General features: G+C 53.7%; 21 protein-coding genes and 1 other annotated feature. Of the genes, 16 read left to right on the forward strand and 5 right to left on the reverse strand.

Going from position 1 to position 22,494, the window contains the following annotated elements:
- Position 1 precedes the first annotated feature (1 nt).
- The 7 genes from gyrB (at position 2) to KE671_RS15845 (ending at position 8,516) form a co-directional block, all read left to right on the forward strand.
- A complete protein-coding gene (gene gyrB, locus KE671_RS15815) occupies positions 2 to 2,416 on the forward strand; it encodes a DNA topoisomerase (ATP-hydrolyzing) subunit B (RefSeq protein WP_206163742.1) in 2,415 nt (804 codons plus the stop codon).
- 210 nt (positions 2,417 to 2,626) lie between these two features.
- The gene (gene yidA, locus KE671_RS15820; protein WP_206163743.1) at positions 2,627 to 3,439 is read left to right on the forward strand and encodes a sugar-phosphatase; all 813 of its coding nucleotides are present in this window, start codon (positions 2,627 to 2,629) and stop codon (positions 3,437 to 3,439) included.
- Between the two features lie 247 nt (positions 3,440 to 3,686).
- Positions 3,687 to 4,376, forward strand: coding sequence for a D-galactonate utilization transcriptional regulator DgoR (gene dgoR, locus KE671_RS15825; protein WP_042323516.1), 690 nt, complete (start codon positions 3,687 to 3,689; stop codon positions 4,374 to 4,376).
- Complete coding sequence (locus KE671_RS15830) at positions 4,373 to 5,251, forward strand: 2-dehydro-3-deoxygalactonokinase (protein ID WP_206163744.1); 879 nt, start codon at positions 4,373 to 4,375, stop codon at positions 5,249 to 5,251. Before dgoR ends, KE671_RS15830 begins: the two co-directional genes overlap by 4 nt.
- A complete protein-coding gene (locus KE671_RS15835) occupies positions 5,235 to 5,852 on the forward strand; it encodes a 2-dehydro-3-deoxy-6-phosphogalactonate aldolase (RefSeq protein WP_206163745.1) in 618 nt (205 codons plus the stop codon). The genes KE671_RS15830 and KE671_RS15835 overlap by 17 nt, the downstream gene beginning before the upstream one ends.
- On the forward strand, positions 5,849 to 6,997 hold the full coding sequence (dgoD, locus tag KE671_RS15840; protein WP_206163746.1) for a galactonate dehydratase: 1,149 nt from the start codon (positions 5,849 to 5,851) through the stop codon (positions 6,995 to 6,997). Before KE671_RS15835 ends, dgoD begins: the two co-directional genes overlap by 4 nt.
- A 181-nt stretch (positions 6,998 to 7,178) precedes the next feature.
- Positions 7,179 to 8,516, forward strand: a complete 1,338-nt coding sequence (locus KE671_RS15845) for an MFS transporter (protein ID WP_206163747.1) — start codon at positions 7,179 to 7,181, stop codon at positions 8,514 to 8,516.
- Here KE671_RS15845 and cbrA read toward each other — a convergent pair.
- The gene (cbrA, locus tag KE671_RS15850) at positions 8,513 to 9,619 is read right to left on the reverse strand and encodes a colicin M resistance lipid reductase CbrA (RefSeq protein WP_206163748.1); all 1,107 of its coding nucleotides are present in this window, start codon (positions 9,617 to 9,619) and stop codon (positions 8,513 to 8,515) included. The two genes, KE671_RS15845 and cbrA, sit on opposite strands and share 4 nt — an antisense overlap.
- A 100-nt stretch (positions 9,620 to 9,719) precedes the next feature.
- On the opposite strand from cbrA, the gene KE671_RS15855 reads away from it, so the two are divergent.
- Positions 9,720 to 10,946: a DUF3748 domain-containing protein gene (locus KE671_RS15855; protein WP_206163749.1), complete on the forward strand. Its 1,227-nt coding sequence runs from the start codon at positions 9,720 to 9,722 to the stop codon at positions 10,944 to 10,946.
- Here the strand turns inward: KE671_RS15855 and KE671_RS15860 are convergent, their stop codons facing one another.
- Positions 10,947 to 11,279, reverse strand: coding sequence for a YceK/YidQ family lipoprotein (locus tag KE671_RS15860; RefSeq protein ID WP_206163750.1), 333 nt, complete (start codon positions 11,277 to 11,279; stop codon positions 10,947 to 10,949).
- Between the two features lie 242 nt (positions 11,280 to 11,521).
- Positions 11,522 to 11,596 (forward strand) — a sequence feature (ROSE (Repression Of Heat Shock gene Expression) occurs in the 5'-region of heat shock genes and acts as an RNA thermometer to modulate expression.).
- Here KE671_RS15860 and ibpA point away from each other — a divergent pair.
- From ibpA to KE671_RS15875, 3 genes are all read left to right on the forward strand, one after another.
- Complete coding sequence (gene ibpA, locus KE671_RS15865) at positions 11,590 to 12,003, forward strand: small heat shock chaperone IbpA (RefSeq protein ID WP_042998723.1); 414 nt, start codon at positions 11,590 to 11,592, stop codon at positions 12,001 to 12,003. (Overlaps the previous feature by 7 nt.)
- A gap of 110 nt (positions 12,004 to 12,113) precedes the next feature.
- Positions 12,114 to 12,542 carry a small heat shock chaperone IbpB gene (gene ibpB / locus KE671_RS15870; protein WP_206163751.1) on the forward strand — a complete coding sequence of 143 codons (429 nt, stop codon included), beginning with the start codon at positions 12,114 to 12,116 and terminating at the stop codon, positions 12,540 to 12,542.
- A 262-nt stretch (positions 12,543 to 12,804) separates the two neighbouring features.
- Positions 12,805 to 14,466, forward strand: coding sequence for a putative transporter (locus KE671_RS15875; protein WP_206163752.1), 1,662 nt, complete (start codon positions 12,805 to 12,807; stop codon positions 14,464 to 14,466).
- A 2-nt stretch (positions 14,467 to 14,468) separates the two neighbouring features.
- On the opposite strand, the gene KE671_RS15880 is transcribed toward KE671_RS15875, so the two are convergent.
- Positions 14,469 to 15,185 (reverse strand): GntR family transcriptional regulator, encoded by a 717-nt coding sequence (locus KE671_RS15880; RefSeq protein ID WP_206163753.1) that lies wholly within the window; start codon positions 15,183 to 15,185, stop codon positions 14,469 to 14,471.
- A 222-nt stretch (positions 15,186 to 15,407) separates the two neighbouring features.
- Between KE671_RS15880 and KE671_RS15885 the strand changes: the two genes are divergently transcribed.
- The 5 genes from KE671_RS15885 to KE671_RS15905 all read left to right on the forward strand — a co-directional run bounded on the left by KE671_RS15885 (position 15,408) and on the right by KE671_RS15905 (position 19,716).
- Positions 15,408 to 17,030, forward strand: a complete 1,623-nt coding sequence (locus KE671_RS15885) for an alpha-glucoside-specific PTS transporter subunit IIBC (protein ID WP_206163754.1) — start codon at positions 15,408 to 15,410, stop codon at positions 17,028 to 17,030.
- Positions 17,027 to 18,349: a 6-phospho-alpha-glucosidase gene (locus tag KE671_RS15890; protein WP_206163755.1), complete on the forward strand. Its 1,323-nt coding sequence runs from the start codon at positions 17,027 to 17,029 to the stop codon at positions 18,347 to 18,349. The genes KE671_RS15885 and KE671_RS15890 overlap by 4 nt, the downstream gene beginning before the upstream one ends.
- A gap of 92 nt (positions 18,350 to 18,441) precedes the next feature.
- Complete coding sequence (locus KE671_RS15895) at positions 18,442 to 18,789, forward strand: YidH family protein (RefSeq protein WP_206163756.1); 348 nt, start codon at positions 18,442 to 18,444, stop codon at positions 18,787 to 18,789.
- Positions 18,779 to 19,141 carry a DUF202 domain-containing protein gene (locus KE671_RS15900; RefSeq protein WP_206163757.1) on the forward strand — a complete coding sequence of 121 codons (363 nt, stop codon included), beginning with the start codon at positions 18,779 to 18,781 and terminating at the stop codon, positions 19,139 to 19,141. The genes KE671_RS15895 and KE671_RS15900 overlap by 11 nt, the downstream gene beginning before the upstream one ends.
- Positions 19,142 to 19,230: 89 nt before the next feature.
- Positions 19,231 to 19,716 (forward strand): radical SAM protein, encoded by a 486-nt coding sequence (locus KE671_RS15905; protein WP_283093116.1) that lies wholly within the window; start codon positions 19,231 to 19,233, stop codon positions 19,714 to 19,716.
- On the opposite strand, the gene dsdA is transcribed toward KE671_RS15905, so the two are convergent.
- The gene (gene dsdA / locus KE671_RS15910; RefSeq protein WP_206163758.1) at positions 19,713 to 21,035 is read right to left on the reverse strand and encodes a D-serine ammonia-lyase; all 1,323 of its coding nucleotides are present in this window, start codon (positions 21,033 to 21,035) and stop codon (positions 19,713 to 19,715) included. The two genes, KE671_RS15905 and dsdA, sit on opposite strands and share 4 nt — an antisense overlap.
- Positions 21,036 to 21,052: 17 nt before the next feature.
- Positions 21,053 to 22,390, reverse strand: a complete 1,338-nt coding sequence (dsdX, locus tag KE671_RS15915; RefSeq protein ID WP_206163759.1) for a D-serine transporter DsdX — start codon at positions 22,388 to 22,390, stop codon at positions 21,053 to 21,055.
- Positions 22,391 to 22,494 lie beyond the last annotated feature (104 nt).

Here is a 22,494-nt window from a genome sequence, read left to right on the forward strand (position 1 = left end):
GATGTCGAATTCTTATGACTCCTCCAGTATCAAAGTCCTGAAAGGGCTGGATGCGGTGCGTAAGCGCCCGGGTATGTATATCGGCGATACGGATGACGGCACCGGTCTGCACCACATGGTATTCGAGGTGGTAGATAACGCTATCGACGAAGCGCTCGCGGGTCACTGTAAAGACATTATTGTCACCATTCATGCCGACAACTCCGTTTCCGTACAGGATGATGGACGTGGTATCCCGACGGGTATTCACCCGGAAGAGGGGGTATCAGCGGCGGAAGTGATCATGACCGTTCTCCATGCAGGCGGTAAATTCGACGATAACTCCTATAAAGTGTCTGGCGGTCTGCACGGCGTGGGTGTCTCCGTTGTGAACGCCCTGTCGCAGAAACTGGAACTGGTTATCCAGCGTGATAACAAAATCCACCGTCAGATCTACGAGCACGGTGTTCCGCAGGCTCCGCTGGCGGTGACGGGTGATACCGACAAAACCGGTACGATGGTGCGTTTCTGGCCGAGCCACGAAACCTTCACCAACGTCACGGAATTCGAATACGATATTCTGGCGAAGCGTCTGCGCGAGCTGTCATTCCTGAACTCTGGCGTTTCTATTCGCCTGAAAGATAAGCGTGACGGTAAAGAAGATCATTTCCACTATGAAGGCGGCATCAGGGCATTTGTTGAGTATCTGAATAAAAACAAAACGCCGATCCACCCGAATATTTTCTACTTCTCCACCGAAAAAGACGGTATCGGCGTGGAAGTGGCGTTGCAGTGGAACGACGGTTTTCAGGAAAATATCTACTGTTTTACCAACAACATTCCGCAGCGTGACGGCGGTACGCACCTTGCAGGCTTCCGTGCGGCGATGACCCGTACCCTGAATGCCTACATGGACAAAGAAGGCTACAGCAAAAAAGCAAAAGTCAGTGCCACCGGTGATGACGCCCGTGAAGGTCTGATTGCCGTGGTGTCCGTGAAAGTGCCGGATCCGAAGTTCTCCTCTCAGACCAAAGATAAACTGGTCTCCTCTGAGGTGAAGTCGGCGGTAGAACAGCAGATGAACGAACTGCTGAGCGAATACCTGCTGGAAAACCCGTCTGACGCCAAAATCGTGGTCGGTAAAATTATCGATGCGGCCCGTGCCCGTGAAGCGGCCCGTCGTGCGCGTGAAATGACGCGTCGTAAAGGGGCGTTGGATCTGGCGGGTCTGCCGGGCAAACTGGCGGACTGTCAGGAACGCGACCCGGCGCTGTCCGAACTGTACCTTGTGGAAGGGGACTCCGCGGGCGGCTCTGCAAAACAGGGGCGTAACCGCAAGAACCAGGCGATTCTGCCGCTGAAGGGTAAAATCCTTAACGTGGAGAAGGCGCGTTTCGACAAGATGCTCTCTTCACAGGAAGTGGCGACGCTTATCACCGCGCTGGGTTGCGGTATCGGTCGTGACGAGTACAACCCGGACAAACTGCGCTATCACAGCATCATTATCATGACCGATGCGGACGTCGATGGTTCGCACATCCGTACGCTGCTGTTGACCTTCTTCTATCGTCAGATGCCGGAAATCGTTGAACGCGGCCACGTGTACATTGCACAGCCACCGCTGTACAAGGTGAAAAAAGGCAAGCAGGAACAGTACATTAAAGACGATGAAGCGATGGATCAGTACCAGATTTCCATTGCGCTGGATGGCGCAACGCTGCATACCAACGCCAGCGCACCGGCGCTGTCAGGAGAAGCGCTTGAAAAACTGGTTTCTGAATACAACGCCACGCAGAAAATGATCGGTCGTATGGAGCGTCGCTTCCCGAAAGCGCTGCTGAAAGAGCTGGTGTATCAGCCGACCTTGACTGAAGCCAATTTGTCTGACGAGCAGACCGTGACCCGTTGGGTGAACGCGCTGATTACCGAGCTGAACGAGAAAGAGCAGCACGGTAGCCAGTGGAAGTTTGATATCCAGCACAATACGGAACAGAATCTGTTTGAGCCGATCGTTCGCGTGCGTACCCATGGTGTGGACACCGACTACGCGTTGGATCACGAGTTTGTGACCGGCGCGGAATACCGTCGTATCTGCACGCTGGGTGAAAAACTGCGCGGCCTGATGGAAGAAGATGCCTTCATCGAACGTGGTGAGCGTCGTCAACCGGTTGCCAGCTTTGAGCAGGCGCTGGACTGGCTGGTGAAAGAGTCTCGTCGTGGCCTCGCGATCCAGCGTTATAAAGGTCTGGGCGAGATGAACCCGGATCAGCTGTGGGAAACCACCATGGATCCAGAAAGCCGTCGCATGCTGCGCGTTACCGTGAAGGATGCGATTGCTGCTGACCAGTTGTTCACTACGTTGATGGGCGACGCTGTTGAACCGCGTCGTGCATTTATCGAAGAGAACGCTCTGAAAGCGGCAAATATCGATATTTAATCCATGCCTGTAGGCCGGAGAAGGCGGTTTACGCCGCCATTCGGCAAGATTCTGCGTTATGCCTGATGGCACGTTGCTTATCAGGCCTGCAACCTACCTCCGATTTACAAAAGGGGAATCCTGATTCCCCTTCTTATCCCCCTTTTCGCTGCTGTTTTTTGAGCGGAATCGCGTTAGCATGAGTCAGGACTCATTTCATGCGGGGAATTCATGGCTATCAAACTCATTGCTATCGATATGGATGGCACTCTTCTGTTGCCCGATCACACCATTTCACCGGCGGTAAAACGTGCAATTGCCGCAGCCCGTGAAAAAGGGGTTAACGTGGTGCTGACTACCGGTCGTCCGTATGCTGGCGTGCACAGCTATCTGAAAGAACTGCATATGGAACAGCCTGGCGACTACTGCATTACCTACAACGGTGCGCTGGTGCAGAAAGCGGGCGATGGCAGTACCGTCGCGCAAACCGCGCTAAGCTATGACGACTACCGCTATCTGGAAAAACTCTCCCGCGAAGTGGGATCGCACTTCCACGCGCTGGACCGTACCACGCTGTATACCGCAAACCGTGATATCAGCTATTACACCGTACATGAATCCTATGTCGCGACCATTCCTCTGGTGTTCTGCGAAGCAGAAAAGATGGATCCGGAAACTCAGTTCCTGAAAGTGATGATGATTGATGAGCCCGCGATCCTCGATAGAGCTATCGCCCGTATTCCGGCGGAAGTGAAAGAGAAGTATACCGTGCTGAAAAGTGCGCCGTACTTCCTCGAAATTCTCGATAAACGCGTCAATAAAGGCACGGGCGTGAAATCACTGGCCGATGCGTTGGGCATCAAAGCGGAAGAAATTATGGCGATTGGCGATCAGGAAAATGACATTGCCATGATCGAGTATGCTGGTCTTGGTGTGGCGATGGATAACGCCATTCCCACGGTGAAAGAGATCGCCAACGTTGTTACCAAATCAAATCTGGAAGATGGTGTTGCGTACGCCATTGAGCAGTACGTCCTGAAGTAATTCCTCTGGATGGTTTGCCATAACCCGCGTTGATCGCGGGTTTTTTTATCCCCGCCGTTTACTCCGCATAACATTTTCATTACCGATTGTCGTTTTTGTGATCTAAATTGTAGTACAACATAAATGTGTTGTACTACATTAGACGTAAGGAAACGGCGAATGGCATCACGTTAGTAGTACAAAAGTGAGGCGAATTTCAGCGATGACGGTAAAGTAGAGAGGACCATCAAGAGCACAAGGACTCTCCATGACTCTCAATAAAACCGATCGCATCGTGATCACGCTGGGCAAACAGATTGTCAGCGGTAAGTACGTACCGGGCGCCGCGCTCCCTGCGGAAGCGGAGCTATGTGAGGAATTTGAAACCTCGCGCAACATCATTCGCGAAGTGTTTCGTTCGCTGATGGCAAAGCGGCTGATTGAAATGAAACGTTATCGCGGCGCGTTTGTGACACCGCGAAATCAGTGGAATTACCTCGATACCGACGTGTTGCAATGGGTACTGGAAAACGACTACGACCCGCGGCTTATCAGCGCGATGAGCGAAGTCCGAAATCTGGTGGAACCCGCCATTGCCCGCTGGGCAGCGGAACGCGCAACGTCGAGTGATTTGGCTGAAATTGAATCGGCGCTCAATGACATGATCGCCAACAATCAGGACCGGGAGGCCTTTAACGAAGCGGATATCCGCTATCACGAGGCGGTATTGCAGTCGGTACATAACCCGGTTTTACAACAGCTGAGCGTAGCGATCACTTCGCTTCAACGGGCGGTATTTGAACGGACCTGGATGGGCGATGAAGCCAACATGCCAAAAACGCTCCAGGAACATAAGGCGTTATTCGATGCGATACGGCATCAGGATAGCAATGCGGCAGAGCAGGCGGCACTCACTATGATCGCCAGCTCGACACGAAGGTTGAAGGAAATCACATGACAGCTCGCTACATCGCCATTGACTGGGGATCGACCAACTTGCGCGCCTGGCTTTACCAGGGAGACAACTGCCTGGAAAGCAGGCAATCAGAAGCTGGCGTTACGCGTCTGAACGGTAAATCCCCCGAAGCGGTGTTAGCAGAGGTCACACAGCACTGGCGCGACAGCGCCACACCGGTGGTTATGGCTGGAATGGTCGGAAGCAATGTGGGCTGGAAGACAGCCCCCTATTTGCCGGTTCCTGCACATTTCTCAGCCATTGGCGAACGGTTAACCGCCGTTGGCGACAATGTCTGGATTATTCCCGGCTTGTGCGTTTCACGCGACGATAACCACAATGTGATGCGCGGCGAAGAGACACAGTTGCTCGGTGCGCGCACGCTTTCTCCTTCTTCTGTCTATGTCATGCCGGGGACGCACTGCAAATGGGTGCAGGCTGACGCTGAGCAAATTCACGATTTTCGTACTGTGATGACCGGCGAGTTGCACCATTTGCTACTGCAATACTCGCTGGTGGGTGCCGGTTTACCGGAACAGCAGCCCTCTTCAGACGCGTTTGCCGCCGGGCTTGCGCGCGGGATCCACTCCCCTGCCGTTTTGCCGCAACTTTTTGAGGTTCGCGCCTCGCACGTGTTGGGAAATCTTCCGCGCGAGCAGGTCAGCGAATTTCTCTCCGGCCTGTTGATTGGCGCAGAAGTCGCCAGCATGAGCGATCAATTCGCCGGGTCGCAGTCCATTACGATCGTCGCAGGCACCGCGCTGACGTCACGCTATCAGCAGGCGTTCCACGCCATGGGGCGTGAAGTCTGTACGGTATCTGGCGATACGGCATTTCAGGCAGGTATAAGGAGCATCGCCCATGCAGTGGCAAACTAATCTTCCGCTTATTGCGATTTTGCGCGGGATTACCCCCGAGGAGGCGCTCGCGCACGTTGGCGCAGCGATCGACGCCGGATTTGACGCGGTGGAGATCCCGCTTAACTCTCCCGAGTGGGAAAAGAGCATTCCGGCCGTGGTGGAGGCGTTTGGTGATAAAGCGCTGATCGGTGCCGGGACGGTATTACAACCGGAGCAGGTGGATCGCCTGGCGAAAATGGGCTGCCGGCTCATTGTGACGCCGAATATCAATGCAGAGGTCATTCGCCGGGCGGTGGGTTACGGCATGACGGTCTGTCCGGGATGCGCCACGGCTACAGAAGCCTTTGCTGCGCTGGATGCAGGCGCGCAGGCGCTGAAAATTTTCCCATCATCGGCTTTTGGACCGGATTACATCAATGCGCTGAAAGCAGTATTGCCCGCCAGCGTGCCGGTCTTCGCCGTGGGTGGCGTGACGCCAGACAATCTGGCGCAGTGGATGAAAGCCGGGTGTGTGGGCGCGGGACTGGGCAGCGATCTGTATCGCGCCGGGCAGTCCGTAGCGCGTACCGCGCAGCAGGCGGCGGCATTTGTTAAGGCATATCGAGAGGCTGTGCAATGAAAATAACCAAACTCACCACGTACCGTTTACCTCCGCGCTGGATGTTCCTGAAAATAGAAACCGACGAAGGCGTGGTTGGCTGGGGCGAACCGGTAATTGAAGGCCGTGCGCGTACCGTCGAAGCGGCAGTGCATGAACTGAGCGATTACCTGATTGGTCAGGATCCGGCGCGCATTAACGACCTGTGGCAGGTGATGTACCGCGCGGGTTTCTACCGGGGCGGCCCGATACTGATGAGCGCCATCGCCGGTATCGACCAGGCGCTGTGGGATATCAAAGGCAAAGTGCTGAATGCCCCGGTCTGGCAGTTGATGGGCGGTCTGGTGCGCGACAAAATCAAGGCCTACAGCTGGGTTGGCGGCGACCGTCCTGCGGAAGTGATCGACGGCATTAAACAACTGCGCAATATCGGTTTTGATACCTTTAAGCTCAACGGCTGCGAAGAGATGGGGGTAATTGATAACTCGCGGGCAGTCGATCGGGCGGTAAACACTGTGGCGCAAATCCGCGAAGCCTTTGGCAATGAAATTGAGTTTGGTCTGGATTTCCACGGACGCGTCAGCGCGCCGATGGCGAAAGTGCTGATTAAAGAGCTGGAGCCTTATCGCCCGCTGTTTATTGAAGAGCCGGTGCTGGCGGAGCAGGCAGAGTACTATCCGAAACTGGCGGAACAGACCCATATTCCGATCGCGGCGGGTGAACGTATGTTCTCGCGCTTCGAGTTTAAACGGGTGCTGGAAGCGGGCGGACTGGCGATTTTGCAGCCGGATCTGTCACATGCTGGCGGTATTACCGAGTGCTACAAAATTGCCGCGATGGCGGAAGCTTATGACGTGGCGCTGGCCCCGCACTGCCCGCTGGGACCGATTGCGCTGGCAGCGTGTCTGCACGTCGACTTTGTTTCACGCAACGCCGTGTTCCAGGAACAAAGCATGGGCATCCACTATAACAAGGGCGCGGAACTGCTCGACTTTGTGAAAAACAAAGACGATTTCAACATGGAAGGCGGGTTCTTTAAACCGTTGATGAAGCCGGGCCTTGGCGTGGATATTGATGAAGCCAAAGTCATTGAGCTCAGTAAAAATGCGCCGGACTGGCGTAATCCGCTGTGGCGTCATGAAGACGGTTCGGTCGCCGAGTGGTAAATGCGCGTCATACTTCGCGCTGGTGGTGCGTTGGCTGCGTTTTCTTACCCCGGTCACATACTTTTGTATGCTCCCGGGGATGCGAAAACTTGCCGCCTTCCCCCAGCACGAATTATTTAGCGCATTAGCGTAATTTTTATATTTCAAAAATAAAACAAACACCCTCTGTAAATGACAGGGCATGGTGAGCGGCTTCGCTATGCCCAAAATCTGGAGACAGATTGCGATGGATATTCCAGTTACTGCTGCAAAAACCGGGCGTCGCCGTTACCTGACGCTGGTTATGATCTTTATTACCGTGGTCATCTGTTATGTCGACCGCGCCAACCTTGCGGTGGCGTCGGCGCATATTCAGGAAGAGTTTGGCATTACGAAAGCGGAAATGGGCTACGTGTTCTCGGCCTTTGCCTGGCTGTATACGCTATGCCAGATCCCGGGGGGGTGGTTCCTTGACCGTGTCGGCTCCCGTCTGACCTATTTTATCGCGATATTTGGCTGGTCGGTAGCAACCCTCTTTCAGGGATTCGCCACCGGGTTGATGTCATTAATTGGTCTGCGTGCCATTACCGGGATATTCGAAGCTCCGGCGTTCCCGACCAATAACCGCATGGTGACGAGTTGGTTCCCCGAGCAAGAACGCGCCTCCGCCGTTGGTTTTTATACGTCCGGACAGTTTGTCGGTCTGGCATTCCTGACCCCACTGTTGATCTGGATCCAGGAGATGCTGAGCTGGCACTGGGTGTTCATTGTCACCGGGGGGATCGGCATTATCTGGTCGCTGGTCTGGTTTAAGGTGTACCAACCGCCCCGTCTGACCAAAAGTATCACCAAAGCGGAACTAGACTATATTCGTGACGGTGGCGGCCTGGTCGATGGCGATGCGCCCGTTAAGAAAGAGGCGCGTCAGCCGCTGACCAAAGCGGACTGGAAACTGGTGTTCCACCGCAAGCTGGTGGGCGTTTATCTGGGCCAGTTTGCCGTCACCTCTACACTGTGGTTCTTTCTGACGTGGTTCCCGAACTACCTGACGCAGGAGAAAGGCATTACCGCGCTGAAGGCGGGCTTTATGACCACCGTTCCGTTCCTCGCGGCGTTCTTTGGTGTACTGCTTTCCGGATGGTTGGCGGATAAGCTGGTGAAAAAAGGCTTCTCGCTGGGCGTGGCGCGTAAAACGCCGATTATCTGTGGTCTGTTAATCTCTACCTGCATCATGGGCGCAAACTACACTAACGATCCGGTGTGGATTATGACGCTGATGGCGGTGGCGTTCTTCGGCAACGGCTTTGCTTCCATCACCTGGTCGCTGGTCTCTTCGCTGGCGCCGATGCGCCTCATCGGCCTGACGGGCGGCGTGTTTAACTTTGTCGGTGGGCTGGGCGGCATCACCGTACCGCTGGTGATTGGCTACCTTGCGCAGGACTACGGCTTTGGTCCCGCACTGGTCTATATCTCAGCCGTTGCCCTGATTGGCGCGCTCTCTTACATCCTGCTGGTGGGTGATGTAAAACGCGTAGGTTAATACTCCTTTATCAGCCCGCCAGACGTTGTGGTGGGCTGGTCATCCTGGCTCAGTGGGATATGCGCGATGCCGCTTCGCATAATCGCGTTTCGCAATACGGGCGCAGTCAAACAGCGACTTTTCAGGATCTTACCATTTAGCTTGCAGCGCAGTTTGCGGGTGGCTTTCCGGTAAGCGCGGTTCATCTCCGGGGCATTCTTCATCAGTACGGACTTGAGGATCTCCGCGCTATCCATGGCGTAGCTTATCCCCTCCAGTGAGCTGGCGCTGATAAATCCGGCCGCCTCGCCAATCAGAAACGCGTTCTCTTCGCCGCAGACGAAATCCGCCCAGCGCGACGGAAAGAGAACGGTACATTTCTCGCTTTTCACCGGCGTGCCGAAGCGGAACTGAAAAGCCGCCATTTTCTCTTTCAGCGCTTCGAATCGCGCCTGGCCATCCTTCATGGGATACGCACCACCAAAGATGAAATAGCCGTCTTTGCTGATGCTCCAGGAGTAACAGTCCGTCGCGGCACTATCGAAAATGCAGGAGTAAAAAGGGACCGGATGACTTTCTGCGAACCACTGTTGGATGGCGACATATTTGCGAATCTGATGTTCCGGATAAAGATAGCGACGCACCAGTGAGTTTGCCCCGTCGGCCCCCACCAGATAGCGGGCGGTAATCTGCTGCTCCCATCCGTCGGCGCGAAAAATAACGTGCCACTTCCCCTCTTCTCGCCAGATTTTTCGACACAGGCTGTCGTGGTACACCTCTACCTCATGCGGGATCAGCGACTTCATCCATAAATCAAAGGCATGACGGTTAATATTGATATAACTGCGCTGGTAGTTGCACGTCAGCGAGGTGTCGACATCCACGGTTTTTACGCTGAAAATTTGTGGGTTAGCGATGACGGCCACCGGCAGCGTGATCCCGTCGCGAATAAATGAACGCTGTGCATCCGGTGCCAGTAAACCGCCGCAGGGCTTGGTGAAACCCTCGTTACCGCAGTGGCGTTTTTTATCCAGCGCAAGCACGCGCATTTTACCGCTCAATTTACGCGCCAGCGTTGCGCCAGCCGGGCCGAGACCGATAATCGCTACGTCGAAATGTTCCATCTTTTTGTCCGTAAAAAATGAAGATGGCATTACGCTAATGCCTGAAAGTGAAGTCCTTGTGAAGTATGATTAATGAAATAATCCCCGACCTGAGCATCCCATGAAGCAAATCACCTTTACGCCGCGTAATCATCAGCTTACCAATACCCGGACCTGGACGCCGGACAGCCGCTGGCTAGTTTTCGATGTCCGTCCGTCTGGGGCTTCTTTCACCGGAGAAACCATTGAGCGGGTGAATGTCCATACCGGTGAGCGGGAGCTGATTTATCGCGCGATGCAGGGAGCGCATGTCGGCGTAGTCACGGTGCATCCGCAGGCAGAGAAATATGTGTTTATTCATGGGCCTGAAAACCCGGATGCGAGGTGGCAATACGACTTTCATCATCGTCGCGGCGTGATTGCCGAACACGGAAAAGTGACGAATCTGGATGCGATGGATATCACGTCACCTTATACGCCGGGCGCACTGCGCGGTGGTAGCCATGTTCATGTTTTTAGCCCAAACGGTGAGTTTGTCAGCTTCACCTATAACGACCATGTCATGCATGAACGCGATCTGGCGCTGGACTTACGCAACGTGGGCATCGCGGCGCCTTATGGGCCGGTGACGGTGTCGGCGCAGCATCCAAGAGAATATAGCGGCAGTCACTGGTGTGTGCTGGTCAGCCAGACGACGCCTGAACCCACGCCGGGCAGCGATGAGATCTCTCGCGCCTACGAAGAGGGCTGGGTGGGAAATCATGCGCTGGCGTTTATCGGCGACACGCTGTCTGATAACGGTGAGAAAGTGCCGGAGTTGTTTCTGGTTGAACTTCCGCGAACGGAGGCAGGCTGGAAAACGTCAGGTGAGGCACCGCTGGAAGGAACGGATTCCACGCTGCCCGCACCGCCGAAAGGCGTGGTACAGCGCCGTCTCACATTCACACATTCGCGTCGTTTTCCCGGTCTGGTGAATGTTCCGCGTCACTGGGTTCGCAGCAATCCGCAGGCCACAGAGATTGCATTCCTGATGCGTGATGAGGTGGGTATCGTGCAACTGTGGCTAATTTCGCCGCAGGGTGGGCAGCCTCGCCAGTTGACCCGTCACGCGACGGGCGTTCAGTCCGCGTTTAACTGGCATCCGTCGGGTAAATGGCTGGGATGTGTGCTGGATAACCGCATTGCCTGCTGTGATGCGCTCAGCGGAGAGATCACGTTTTTAACGCGCAATCACGGCACTCCGCCTTCTGGGGATGCCGTGGTTTTCTCGCCTGATGGTCAGTTTGTGGCGTGGATGGAAGAGGTAAACGGTTTCCATCAGCTGTGGATGACAGAAACCGGGCGGTAATCAGGGCGCGGGCATTTTCGCCGGAGGGATAACGGAGTTGGTTACCTGTGTTCTCTCCTCGCTTCTTTCAACACGCGATCTGACCGAATTGTCTTTGCGGAACAGATCCCACGGCAACAGGATAGTGTCCATGACTGCCGTAAAGGGCATATCCAGTATCGCCAGCGATTTGGTACCCCAGTTTGTCTCATCGTCACCTATCATCGTGGCGCTGGCGCGGGTGCCAGGATAAGTTCCCTCTTTACCACCGGTATGTGACATTACGCTTGAGCAACCACTCAGTAAAACCATCCCACTGCACATCATCAGCGTTAACAACACATTTCTTATCATGATTTATTCATCTATTGATCATCGGTGTTTGCATGATGAGTTATAGCGATCCCTTGCCAGAAATAACATCCTCATCACGTCGCACTGTGGCGGCTATCGCACTTTAACGTTTAGTGCTTTCCCCACCCAGTCTATGCAATAGACAGCAAACTGCAAAAAAAGTCAGGCTGGTATGCTTGAAAAGTTTGTAATCAGACCCATTTTGATGGTGTAGACAAATGAAGAGCACGCCTGATGGGTGTTCTGACTACCCGGCCTGTCCATGATGGAAGGTCATTACACTTCTCGCTGATTTCAGGAGCTATTGATTATGCGTAACTTTGATTTATCCCCGCTGTATCGTTCTGCTATTGGTTTCGACCGCCTGTTTAACCTGCTGGAAAGCAATCAGAGTCAGAGTAATGGCGGCTACCCTCCCTATAACGTTGAGCTGGTAGATGAAAACCATTACCGCATTGCCATCGCCGTTGCCGGTTTCGCAGAAAGCGAGCTGGAAATTACCGCACAGGACAACCTGCTGGTGGTGAAAGGTGCGCATGCGGACGAGCAAAAAGAACGGACTTACCTTTACCAGGGCATTGCGGAACGCAACTTTGAGCGTAAGTTCCAGTTAGCTGAGAACATCCATGTTCGCGGTGCGAATCTGGTCAATGGTCTGCTGTACATCGATCTCGAGCGTGTGATTCCGGAAGCGAACAAACCGCGCCGTATCGAAATCAATTAATTCTGTCGGGCCGCGCTGCGCGGCCTGTTATCCCGGGCTCGCCGACAGGGAGCCTATGCGAATCTACGGATTTGCTGATATCACTCGCTTCTTAGAAGGAGATTATGATTATGCGTAACTACGATTTATCCCCACTGCTGCGTCAATGGATCGGTTTTGACAAACTGGCCAACGCGTTACAAAACACCGCTGAAAGCCAGAGCTTCCCACCCTATAACATTGAAAAAAGCGACGATAACCACTATCGCATCACCCTCGCGTTAGCTGGTTTCCGTCAGGAAGACCTGGATATTCAACTGGAAGGCACACGCCTGACCGTTAAAGGTACGCCGCAGCAGCCTGAAAAAGAGACCAAATGGTTGCATCAGGGACTGGTCACCCAGTCGTTCAGCCTGAGCTTTACCTTGGCTGAAAACATGGAAGTATCCGGCGCGACATTTACCAACGGGTTGTTGCATATCGATTTAACCCGTAATGTCCCGGAAGCCGTTGCTCCGCAACGTATCGCCATCAGCGAACGTCCCGCGTTAACGAGCTAATTTAGCTCCTTGCCTTTGCCCCGCCAGAAATGACGGGGCTTTTTTGTGCGCGAAAACAACACCGGATTTTGGGAGAGAGACCATTACCTGAAGAAAGCATTCAGCAACTTCAGGTTGTGATGAGAAAAAAGAGGTGGAAACGCCCATCATTAGGGCGCTTTAGCGTCGTTTCAGCATCAGAATGTGCGCCACCCTGCATATATGCCTGAACGGTTCAGTCATAATCCACTTAAATAGAAATGTTATTCACAGGGAACAAAAAATGAGTGATATAGCATTGACGGTCAGCGTTCTGGCGTTGGTGGCGGTTGTCGGATTATGGATCGGCAATATCAAGGTGCGGGGGGTCGGCTTTGGCATCGGCGGTGTGTTGTTCGGCGGCATTATTGTCGGCCACTTCGTTGATCAGGCTGGGGTGACGCTGAGCGGCGATATGCTGCACTTCATCCAGGAATTTGGCCTGATTCTGTTCGTTTACACCATCGGGATTCAGGTGGGGCCGGGGTTCTTCGCCTCGCTACGGGTTTCTGGCTTGCGTCTCAATCTGTTTGCGATTCTGATCGTCATCATGGGGGGGCTGGTCACTGCCATCCTGCATAAAGTTTTTGCCATTCCGCTGCCGGTCGTGCTGGGGATATTCTCTGGTGCGGTCACCAATACTCCGGCGCTGGGGGCCGGACAACAAATCCTGCGCGATCTGGGTACGCCAATGGAGCTGGTGGATCAGATGGGGATGAGCTACGCGATGGCGTATCCCTTTGGGATTTGCGGCATTTTGCTGACTATGTGGTTGATGCGCATGATATTCCGCGTCAATGTCGAAGCGGAAGCAAAACAGCATGAATCGACGCTCACTAACGGGCATTCGTTGATTCAGACGATTAACATCCGCGTTGAGAACCCAAACCTCAACAATATGGCGATTCAGGATGTGCCGATCCTAAACAGCGATAAAATTATCTGTTCGCGCCTGAAACGTGAAGAGACGCTGATGGTACCGTCACCGGGAACCGTGATTCAACTGGGCGATTTGCTGCACCTGGTTGGGCAGCCTGGCGATCTGCATAACGCGCGACTGGTGATCGGGCAGGAGGTGGATACTTCACTGTCTACCCGGGGTACCGATTTACGCGTCGAACGCGTCGTGGTCACCAACGAAAAAGTGCTCGGCAAACGCATCCGCGATTTGCATTTTAAAGAACGTTACGACGTAGTCATTTCTCGTCTGAACCGTGCGGGCGTTGAACTGGTGGCCAGCAGCGATGCCAGTTTACAATTTGGTGATATCCTCAATCTGGTGGGACGCCCTTCCTCAATTGATGCCGTTGCCAATGTGGTGGGTAACGCCCAGCAAAAACTGCAGCAGGTGCAGATGCTGCCGGTGTTCATCGGTATCGGTTTGGGTGTACTGCTTGGGTCAATTCCGCTCTTTGTTCCCGGCTTTCCGGTAGCGTTAAAACTGGGGCTGGCGGGCGGGCCGCTGATTATGGCATTGATACTGGGCCGTATTGGTAGCATTGGTAAGCTGTACTGGTTTATGCCGCCGAGCGCGAACCTGGCGCTGCGTGAGCTGGGGATAGTGCTGTTTCTTGCCGTGGTGGGACTGAAATCGGGCGGTGACTTTATCGATACGCTGACTCAGGGGGATGGTTTGAGCTGGGTAGGCTACGGTATTTTTATCACCGCCATCCCGCTTATCACCGTAGGTTTACTGGCCCGTATTTTTGCCAAAATGAACTATCTGACGTTATGCGGAATGTTGGCCGGCTCGATGACCGATCCGCCGGCGCTGGCATTCGCTAACAACCTGCATGCCACCAGCGGCGCAGCAGCGCTGTCCTATGCGACGGTGTATCCGTTGGTAATGTTCCTGCGTATTATCACCCCGCAATTGCTGGCGGTGATTTTCTGGGGAATAGGATAATCTCAGTCAGAGTCCGGGTGGACTCGCCGTAAATGGTAGTCCACCTGATACTCGCTGGCATTTCTGAACATCACCGAGTAATTCAAAAACTCCCCGCTGTCGCTGTAGGACAGTGACGTAATGCGTAACAGCGGTGTCTGCTCCGGGACATTCATTTGGGTGGAAAGCTGTTTATCCGCCAGTACGGGTGACAGGCTTTCATAATTACCGCTGATCGTTATTCCGCACTCTTTCTCAATGTAATCGAACTTTGACCCCTCAAGATGGGCAAGCGAGAGATTACGAAAGAGTTTTACCGGCATATAACTGTCTTCCAGCATTAAAGGCTTACCATCAACATAGCGTACGCGGCGAGAAAAATAGATGCGTTCGTTAATCTGGATACGTAGCTGGCTGGCAATCGCCGGGGGCGCAGGCATGACTTCGAAAACCAGTACCTGACTGGTCACCTCTTTCCCTTGTCGTTTCAGTACTTCCGCCAGCCCGGTCAGGTTGGTGGTTTCATGATGAACATCTTTGCGCGCCACGTAGGTTCCGCTACCGTGACGACGCACAACTAAGCCCCACTCCACCAGCACGTCTATCGCTTTACGGATCGTCATTCGCGAGACCGCAAACTCGACGGCGAGCTTTTTTTCACCCGGCAACGGGCTGCCGATGTTGTAATCGGAAGAGTTCAGACGAATTCGTAGCCGTTCTGCTATCGATTTGTAGATCACTACCAGACCTCTTTTTCCCGTCAATAATCGCTATTAAAACCCATAGATGTCTAATTTTTATTAAAAAAGTAGACCTCATTGGTGAAATTAAAACCATGAATGCGATCACGAATCGCAGCGGCATGTCATGTCCCGGCGATCGCAACTTCCTATTCTCGTATCAGGCCAGCAATCACTACAAAAAAGGCCTCTCCCTACTGGTTGTTCTATGAGGATGTGAATATGCTCAGTCAAATACAACGCTTTGGTGGTGCGATGTTCACCCCGGTACTGCTCTTTCCCTTTGCCGGTATTGTGGTGGGGATCGCAATCATGCTCCGTAACCCGCTTTTTGTGGGTGAAGCGCTTACCGATCCCAACAGTTTGTTCGCGCAAATCGTGACAATTATTGAAGACGGCGGTTGGGCGGTGTTCCGCAATATGCCGTTGATTTTTGCGGTGGGCTTGCCCATTGGCCTGGCAAAACAGGCTCAGGGACGCGCCTGCCTCGCCGTACTGGTGAGCTTCCTGACCTGGAATTATTTTATCAATGCGATGGGGATGGCCTGGGGTCATTTCTTTGGTGTCGATTTCAGCGTAGACCCGACCGCGGGCAGCGGTTTGACCATGATGGCCGGGATTAAAACGCTGGATACCAGCATTATCGGCGCTATTGCCATTTCAGGCATTGTCACCGCGCTTCATAACCGTTTTTTCGATAAACCGCTGCCGGTTTTTCTGGGGATTTTCCAGGGATCGTCGTTTGTGGTCATTATTGCCTTCCTGGTGATGATTCCCTGTGCCTGGCTCACTCTGCTGGGGTGGCCAAAAGTACAAATGGGTATCGAATCATTACAGGCGTTTTTGCGCTCTGCCGGCGCCCTGGGCGTATGGGTCTATATTTTTCTCGAACGTATTCTGATCCCAACCGGTTTACACCACTTTGTCTATGGTCCGTTCATTTTTGGCCCGGCGGTGGTGGAAAGTGGCATTCAGGTTTACTGGGCACAGCACCTGCAGGAATTTAGCCAGAGCACTGAGCCCCTGAAAGTCCTGTTCCCTGAAGGCGGTTTTGCGCTTCACGGTAATTCCAAAGTCTTTGGCTCGGTGGGTATTGCGCTGGCGCTCTATTTTACTGCCGCCCCGGAAAACCGTGTAAAAGTGGCCGGTTTGCTGATTCCGGCAACGTTAACAGCCATGCTGGTGGGGATTACCGAACCGCTGGAATTTACCTTCCTGTTTATCTCACCGTTGCTTTTTGCCGTGCACGCGGTACTGGCAGCCTCAATGGCGACCGTGATGTACCTGTGCGGCGTGGTGGGCAACTTTGGCGGTGGTCTGCTGGATCAGTTCCTGCCACAGAACTGGATACCGATGTTCCACAACCATGCGTCGATGATGTTTATCCAGATTGCCGTTGGCGTCTGTTTTACGGGCCTCTACTTCGTCATCTTTCGCGCGCTAATCCTGCGTTTCAACCTGAATACGCCAGGCCGTGAAGAGAGTGAAATCAAACTCTACAGCAAAGCAGATTACCAGGCCGCACGCGGTAAAACCCGCGCTGCAGCCGCTTCTGATACCCAGGCAGGTCAGGCTGCCGGTTTGCTCCAGGCGCTCGGCGGCGCTGCCAACATCGACAGTATCAACAACTGCGCCACCCGATTGCGTATTGCCCTGATTGATATGGCAAAAACCCAAAGTGATGACGTCTTCAAAGCGCTCGGCGCACATGGTGTTGTGCGTCGCGGTAACGGTATTCAGGTGATTGTCGGTCTGCATGTTCCTCAGGTTCGCGACCAACTCGAAACGCTAATGAAATCTTCTTTATCAAACGAACAGATCCCCATGACGGAGGCAGTATCATGAAAAAATTCTCGGTGGTAATCGCGGGCGGCGGGAGTACTTTTACGCCAGGCATCGTACTGATGTTACTTGCTAATCAGGAGCGGTTTCCCCTGCGTTCGCTGAAATTCTATGACAACGACGGGGCGCGCCAGGAGGTGATTGCCGAGGCGTGCAAAATCATTCTTCAAGAGCAGGCGCCGGAGATTGAGTTTAGTTACACCACCGATCCCGAAGCCGCTTTTACCGATGTGGATTTCGTGATGGCGCATATCCGCGTGGGCAAATACCCGATGCGCGAAAAAGACGAGAAAATCCCACTGCGCCATGGCGTTTTGGGCCAGGAAACCTGTGGTCCTGGCGGGATCGCCTATGGCATGCGCTCCATCGGCGGTGTGCTGGAACTGGTGGACTATATGGAAAAATACTCGCCCAACGCCTGGATGCTGAATTACTCCAACCCGGCGGCGATTGTGGCGGAAGCGACCCGCCGCTTGCGACCGAATGCCAAAATTCTCAATATCTGCGATATGCCGATCGGGATTGAAGGGCGCATGGCGCAAATTGTTGGTCTCAACGATCGTAAACAGATGCGCGTTCGATACTATGGCCTGAACCATTTTGGCTGGTGGACATCGATTGAAGATCTGGATGGAAACGATCTGATGCCAAAATTACGTGAATATGTAGCGAAAAATGGCTATGTGCCGCCTTCTGACGATGCGCACACCGAAGCAAGCTGGAATGACACCTTTGCTAAGGCCAAAGATGTGCAGGCGCTCGATCCAGAAACCATGCCCAACACGTACCTGAAATATTATCTCTTCCCGGACTATGTGGTGGCGCACTCCAATCCGGAGCGCACCCGTGCCAACGAAGTGATGGATCACCGTGAGAAGCATGTTTTCAGTTCATGTCGGGCGATCGTCAATGCGGGTCATTCTTCTGCGGGTGAACTGGAAATTGATGAACATGCTTCCTACATTGTCGATCTGGCGGCGGCTATCGCTTTCAATACCCAGGAGCGAATGTTGTTGATTGTGCCGAACAACGGGGCGATTCATAACTTTGATGAGACGGCAATGGTGGAAATTCCATGTCTGGTGGGACATAACGGCCCGGAACCGCTGACCGTAGGCGATATTCCACACTTTCAGAAAGGGTTGATGAGTCAGCAGGTGGCGGTTGAAAAACTGGTGGTGGATGCCTGGGAACAGCGTTCGTATCAGAAACTCTGGCAGGCGATCACCTTATCGAAAACGGTACCCAGCGCGTCCGTGGCGAAAGCCATTCTCGATGATTTGATTGCAGCCAATAAAGATTACTGGCCGGAATTACACTAAGCCTTCGGACCGGCATCATCCGATGCCGGTCTCCTCGTTCCTGTCGATTTAGGCTATTCTGGAGTCTGCTTGTAGCCCGACAAGGAATATTCATGAAACTTTCTCGCCTCGGCGAAGCGCCGGACTATCGCTTCTCTCTGGCCAATGAGCGGACATTTTTAGCCTGGATCCGCACCGCGCTGGGTTTTCTTGCGGCGGGCGTGGGTCTTGATCAACTGGCGCCGGATTTTGCGACGCCGGTCATTCGTGAACTGCTGGCGCTGCTGCTGTGCTTGTTTGCCGGAGGTCTGGCGATTTATGGTTATCTGCGCTGGCTACACAATGAAAAGGCGATGCGTCTGAAGGACGATTTACCGTATACCCACAGTCTGCTGATTATCAGTCTGCTGCTGATGGTGGTGGCGGCCGTTGTGATGTTACTGGTGCTATATGCCGGATAGCCGTAAGGCTCGCCGCATGGCCGATCCCGGCCTACAGCCAGAGCGCACCTCGCTGGCCTGGTTTCGTACATTGCTGGGCTATGGCGCGCTGATGGCGCTGGCGGTGAAACATCACTGGCATCATGCGGGATATCTGTTCTGGGTCTCTCTGATGGTGCTGGCTATCGTGGCGCTGATCCTCTGGCGCTATACCCGCAATCGTAATCTGATGGATGTCACGCATTCAGATTTTTCGCAATCTCGTGTGGTTCGTGACAAATTTATGATCTCCCTCGCGGTGTTATCTCTCGCAATACTGTTTGCTGTAACGCACATTCGCCAACTTATCGTATTTTGCGGGAATTTTGCATGACAGGATGTCAGATTATATCCAGGAGGGTCGGTTCATGTTGTCACCTGGAGTGTCGTCACTGCTTTTACAATGACAAGTCTTCCCTCTCCGTGACGGTCAATCGTCAGAACAGCCAGCAGCCCAGAAAGTTTTATCAGCAACTTCGCCAGAGTGACGCCTCCTCGTTGCAATTTATTCCGCTCGTGCAGCGGGATGCGCAGGGAAAGCTGACCACGGAATCGGTGGATTCGCAGACATGGGCACAGTTTCTTTGTGCGGTATTTGATCTCTGGGTGCGCAACGATATTGGTCGTGTGCATATCCGGATTTTTGATTCGATGATGGAAGCGTGGTGCGGAACTGTGTTGCACGTGGACGAATCTACGCTCAGTTCCGTCTGTCTGAACTGTTCGGTTTTACGTTTTTGCCATGGGGATTGTCCGGACCATCGTGACGAGAGTGGGAAAAGCGTGCTCTGTGCTGGTTACAAGGCTTTTATCGATTATTCCGCGCCGCACATGCGCGTGATGCGCGATCTCATCAGGCAGCATCGCTCACCAGCAGAGCTGATGGCGATGCTGCGTGACGGGCGTTAGCGCCCTTTCGCCAGATATTGCGCCATTTCTGCCTCTGGCACCATGCCGCCGCCTGTCGCCCAGACCAGGTGTGTTGCATGATGGAGTTGCTCAGCGCTAATACCTTGCATCTGCTGATAGTCAGTGGATGCGCAGACGCGTTGAGGTCCGGCCATTCCCGCCAGCGCTGAGGGTTCCAGACGAATGTTTTCTTCCTGCGCCAGCCAGCCCAGCATGTCGTACATCGTCTGATCGTCGAGGGTGTAAAGTCCATCCAGCAGGCGTTCCATGGCCCTGCCCACAAAACCCGAGGCGCGACCGACGGCTAATCCATCTGCTGCGGTCAGGTTATCGATACCGATATCCTGCACGGAAATGCCATCATGCAATCCGGTGTAAACGCCCAGTAACATGCAGGGGGAGTGCGTTGGTTCGGCGAAGAAACAGTGCACGTTATCGCCGAACGCCAGTTTCAGGCCAAACGCCACTCCACCCGGTCCGCCGCCCACGCCGCACGGAAGATACACAAACAGCGGATGATCGGCATCCACCACGCGGCCCTGTTGTTCAAACTGCGTTTTCAGACGCTGCCCGGCAACTGCATAGCCTAAAAATAGCGTGCGCGAGTTTTCATCGTCGATAAAGAAGCAGTTTGGATCGGACTCCGCCGCCTTACGGCCCTGTTCAACCGCCACGCCGTAATCGTCTTCGTATTCAACTACCGTCACACCATGACTGCGCAGTTTGGCTTTTTTCCATTCGCGGGCATCGGCGGACATATGTACGGTGACATTAAAGCCAATGCAGGCGCTCATGATGCCGATAGACAGCCCCAGGTTACCGGTTGACCCTACCGCGATGCTGTACTGGCTAAAGAAAGCTTTGAACTCCGGAGAAAGCAGAATGCTGTAGTCATCTTCAATGCTTAGCTTTCCGGCTTCCAGCGCCAGTTTTTCGGCATGAGCCAGCACTTCATAAATGCCACCGCGTGCTTTGATCGATCCTGAAATCGGTAAATGGCTGTCTTTTTTCAGCAGAATTTCGCCGCTGATTGTTTGCCCGAACTGTTTTTCCAGCCGTTTTTGCATCGCCGGAATAGCGACAATTTCAGATTCGATCATTCCCCCGGTTACGGCAGTTTCAGGGAAGGCTTTAGCCAGATAGGGTGCGAAACGCGCCAGACGGGCGTGGGCACCCTTAACGTCTTGTTCCGTCAGCCCCACATAAGGTAACCCTTCCGCCAGAGAGGTGGTCCCTGGGTTAAACCAGGTTGTTTCTTTCAGTGCCATCAGATCCTCTACCAAAGGATACTGAGTGATAAGTTTTTGCATGTTTTCCATAGGACGTCTCTTTGCGCTTAGATGATAAAGGAAAGCAGGAATGTGCAAGCCAGTGCAATGACCGAGGCGATAAATGTCGCGGTCGTATAGTATTTGAACGTCTCATTCAGGGTGGCACCGCAGTACTGCTTAACCAGCCAGAAGAGGGAGTCGGTGACGATCGTGCAGCCAATAGCGCCGGAACCGATGGCAATGGCGATAATCTCCGGACTGACGTTGGGATAAAGCGGCAGCATAGGTGCAACTATCGCCGTCGCCCCCATCATCGCCACAGTGGCTGAACCGACCGCCGCGTGCAGAATTAGCGCTACCAGCCAGGCCAGCAGAATCGGGTGCATATCCATATTAGAGAGGATCACCGCCAGCGTGTCTGCCAGGCCGCTGCTCTTGAGGATGGCGTTGAACGCCCCGCCCGCCCCGATAATCAGCAGAATATTGGCGATAGAACCAAAACCGTTTTCGGTATGGGTGAGCAGTGTACTCATGCCGATATGTTGGCGCAGACCGAGAATGTAGTAGGCCACGAAGACGGCGATAAACATGGCGGTAATCGGGTTACCGATAAACTCCAGGAACGTATACAGCGTGCCACCCTTAGTCATGTTCAGTTCAGCTACGGTTTTCACCAGCATCAAACCGATCGGCAGCAGAACGGTAAACAGCGTGGCGCCCAGTGAGGGCAGCGTGCTTTCCTCGCGCACTTTGAGATCCGCAAACTCAGCGGGTACCGGTTTAAACGGCAGGCGATTACCGAGGAATTTAAGAAACAGTGGACCGCCGATCAGTGATGCCATCAGGCCAACCAACAGGCCGTAGACGATCACCGAACCAATATCTGCCCCCAGTTTATTGGCGACAAACAGCGCAGCCGGATGCGGCGGCACGACGCAGTGCACGGCCATCAGCGCGGTACAGAGCGGGATCGCCAGTTTCAGCAACGACGTATTGGTCTTTTTGGCGATGGAGAACGCCAGCGGAATTAACAGCACCACGCCCACTTCAACGAACAGCGTGATCCCGCAAATCAGCCCAACCAGCACCATAATGACGTCAGCGGAGAGCCAGCGACAGCGCTGGAGCGTTAAACCGATGCGTTCTGCCGCGCCGGAAACCTCCATCATTTTGCCGAGAATGGTACCCAGACCAATGACGGCAGCGAGAAAACCCAGCGTTCCGCCAATTCCGCTCTCAATGGCGTTAACCATATCCAGCGGCCCCATGCCCATCATGGCTCCCACAAAGAAACTGGCGAGCAGCAGCGCCAGGAACGGGTGGAATTTGAATTTCACGATGGTCAATACAATTAACACAATGCTAATTAGCAGCGTGCTCACAACCCAGATTTGAGAGTGCATATCTCACCTTGCCCTGTGATTAACCTGTCCCTATTGGACAAAAATTCAGCGTGGGCTGACAAACGATATAAATCCTCTTTCACATGAATCAGATTGAACCAAAG

This window comes from Citrobacter amalonaticus (genome assembly GCF_018252635.1).
GTDB lineage: Bacteria > Pseudomonadota > Gammaproteobacteria > Enterobacterales > Enterobacteriaceae > Citrobacter_A > Citrobacter_A amalonaticus_E.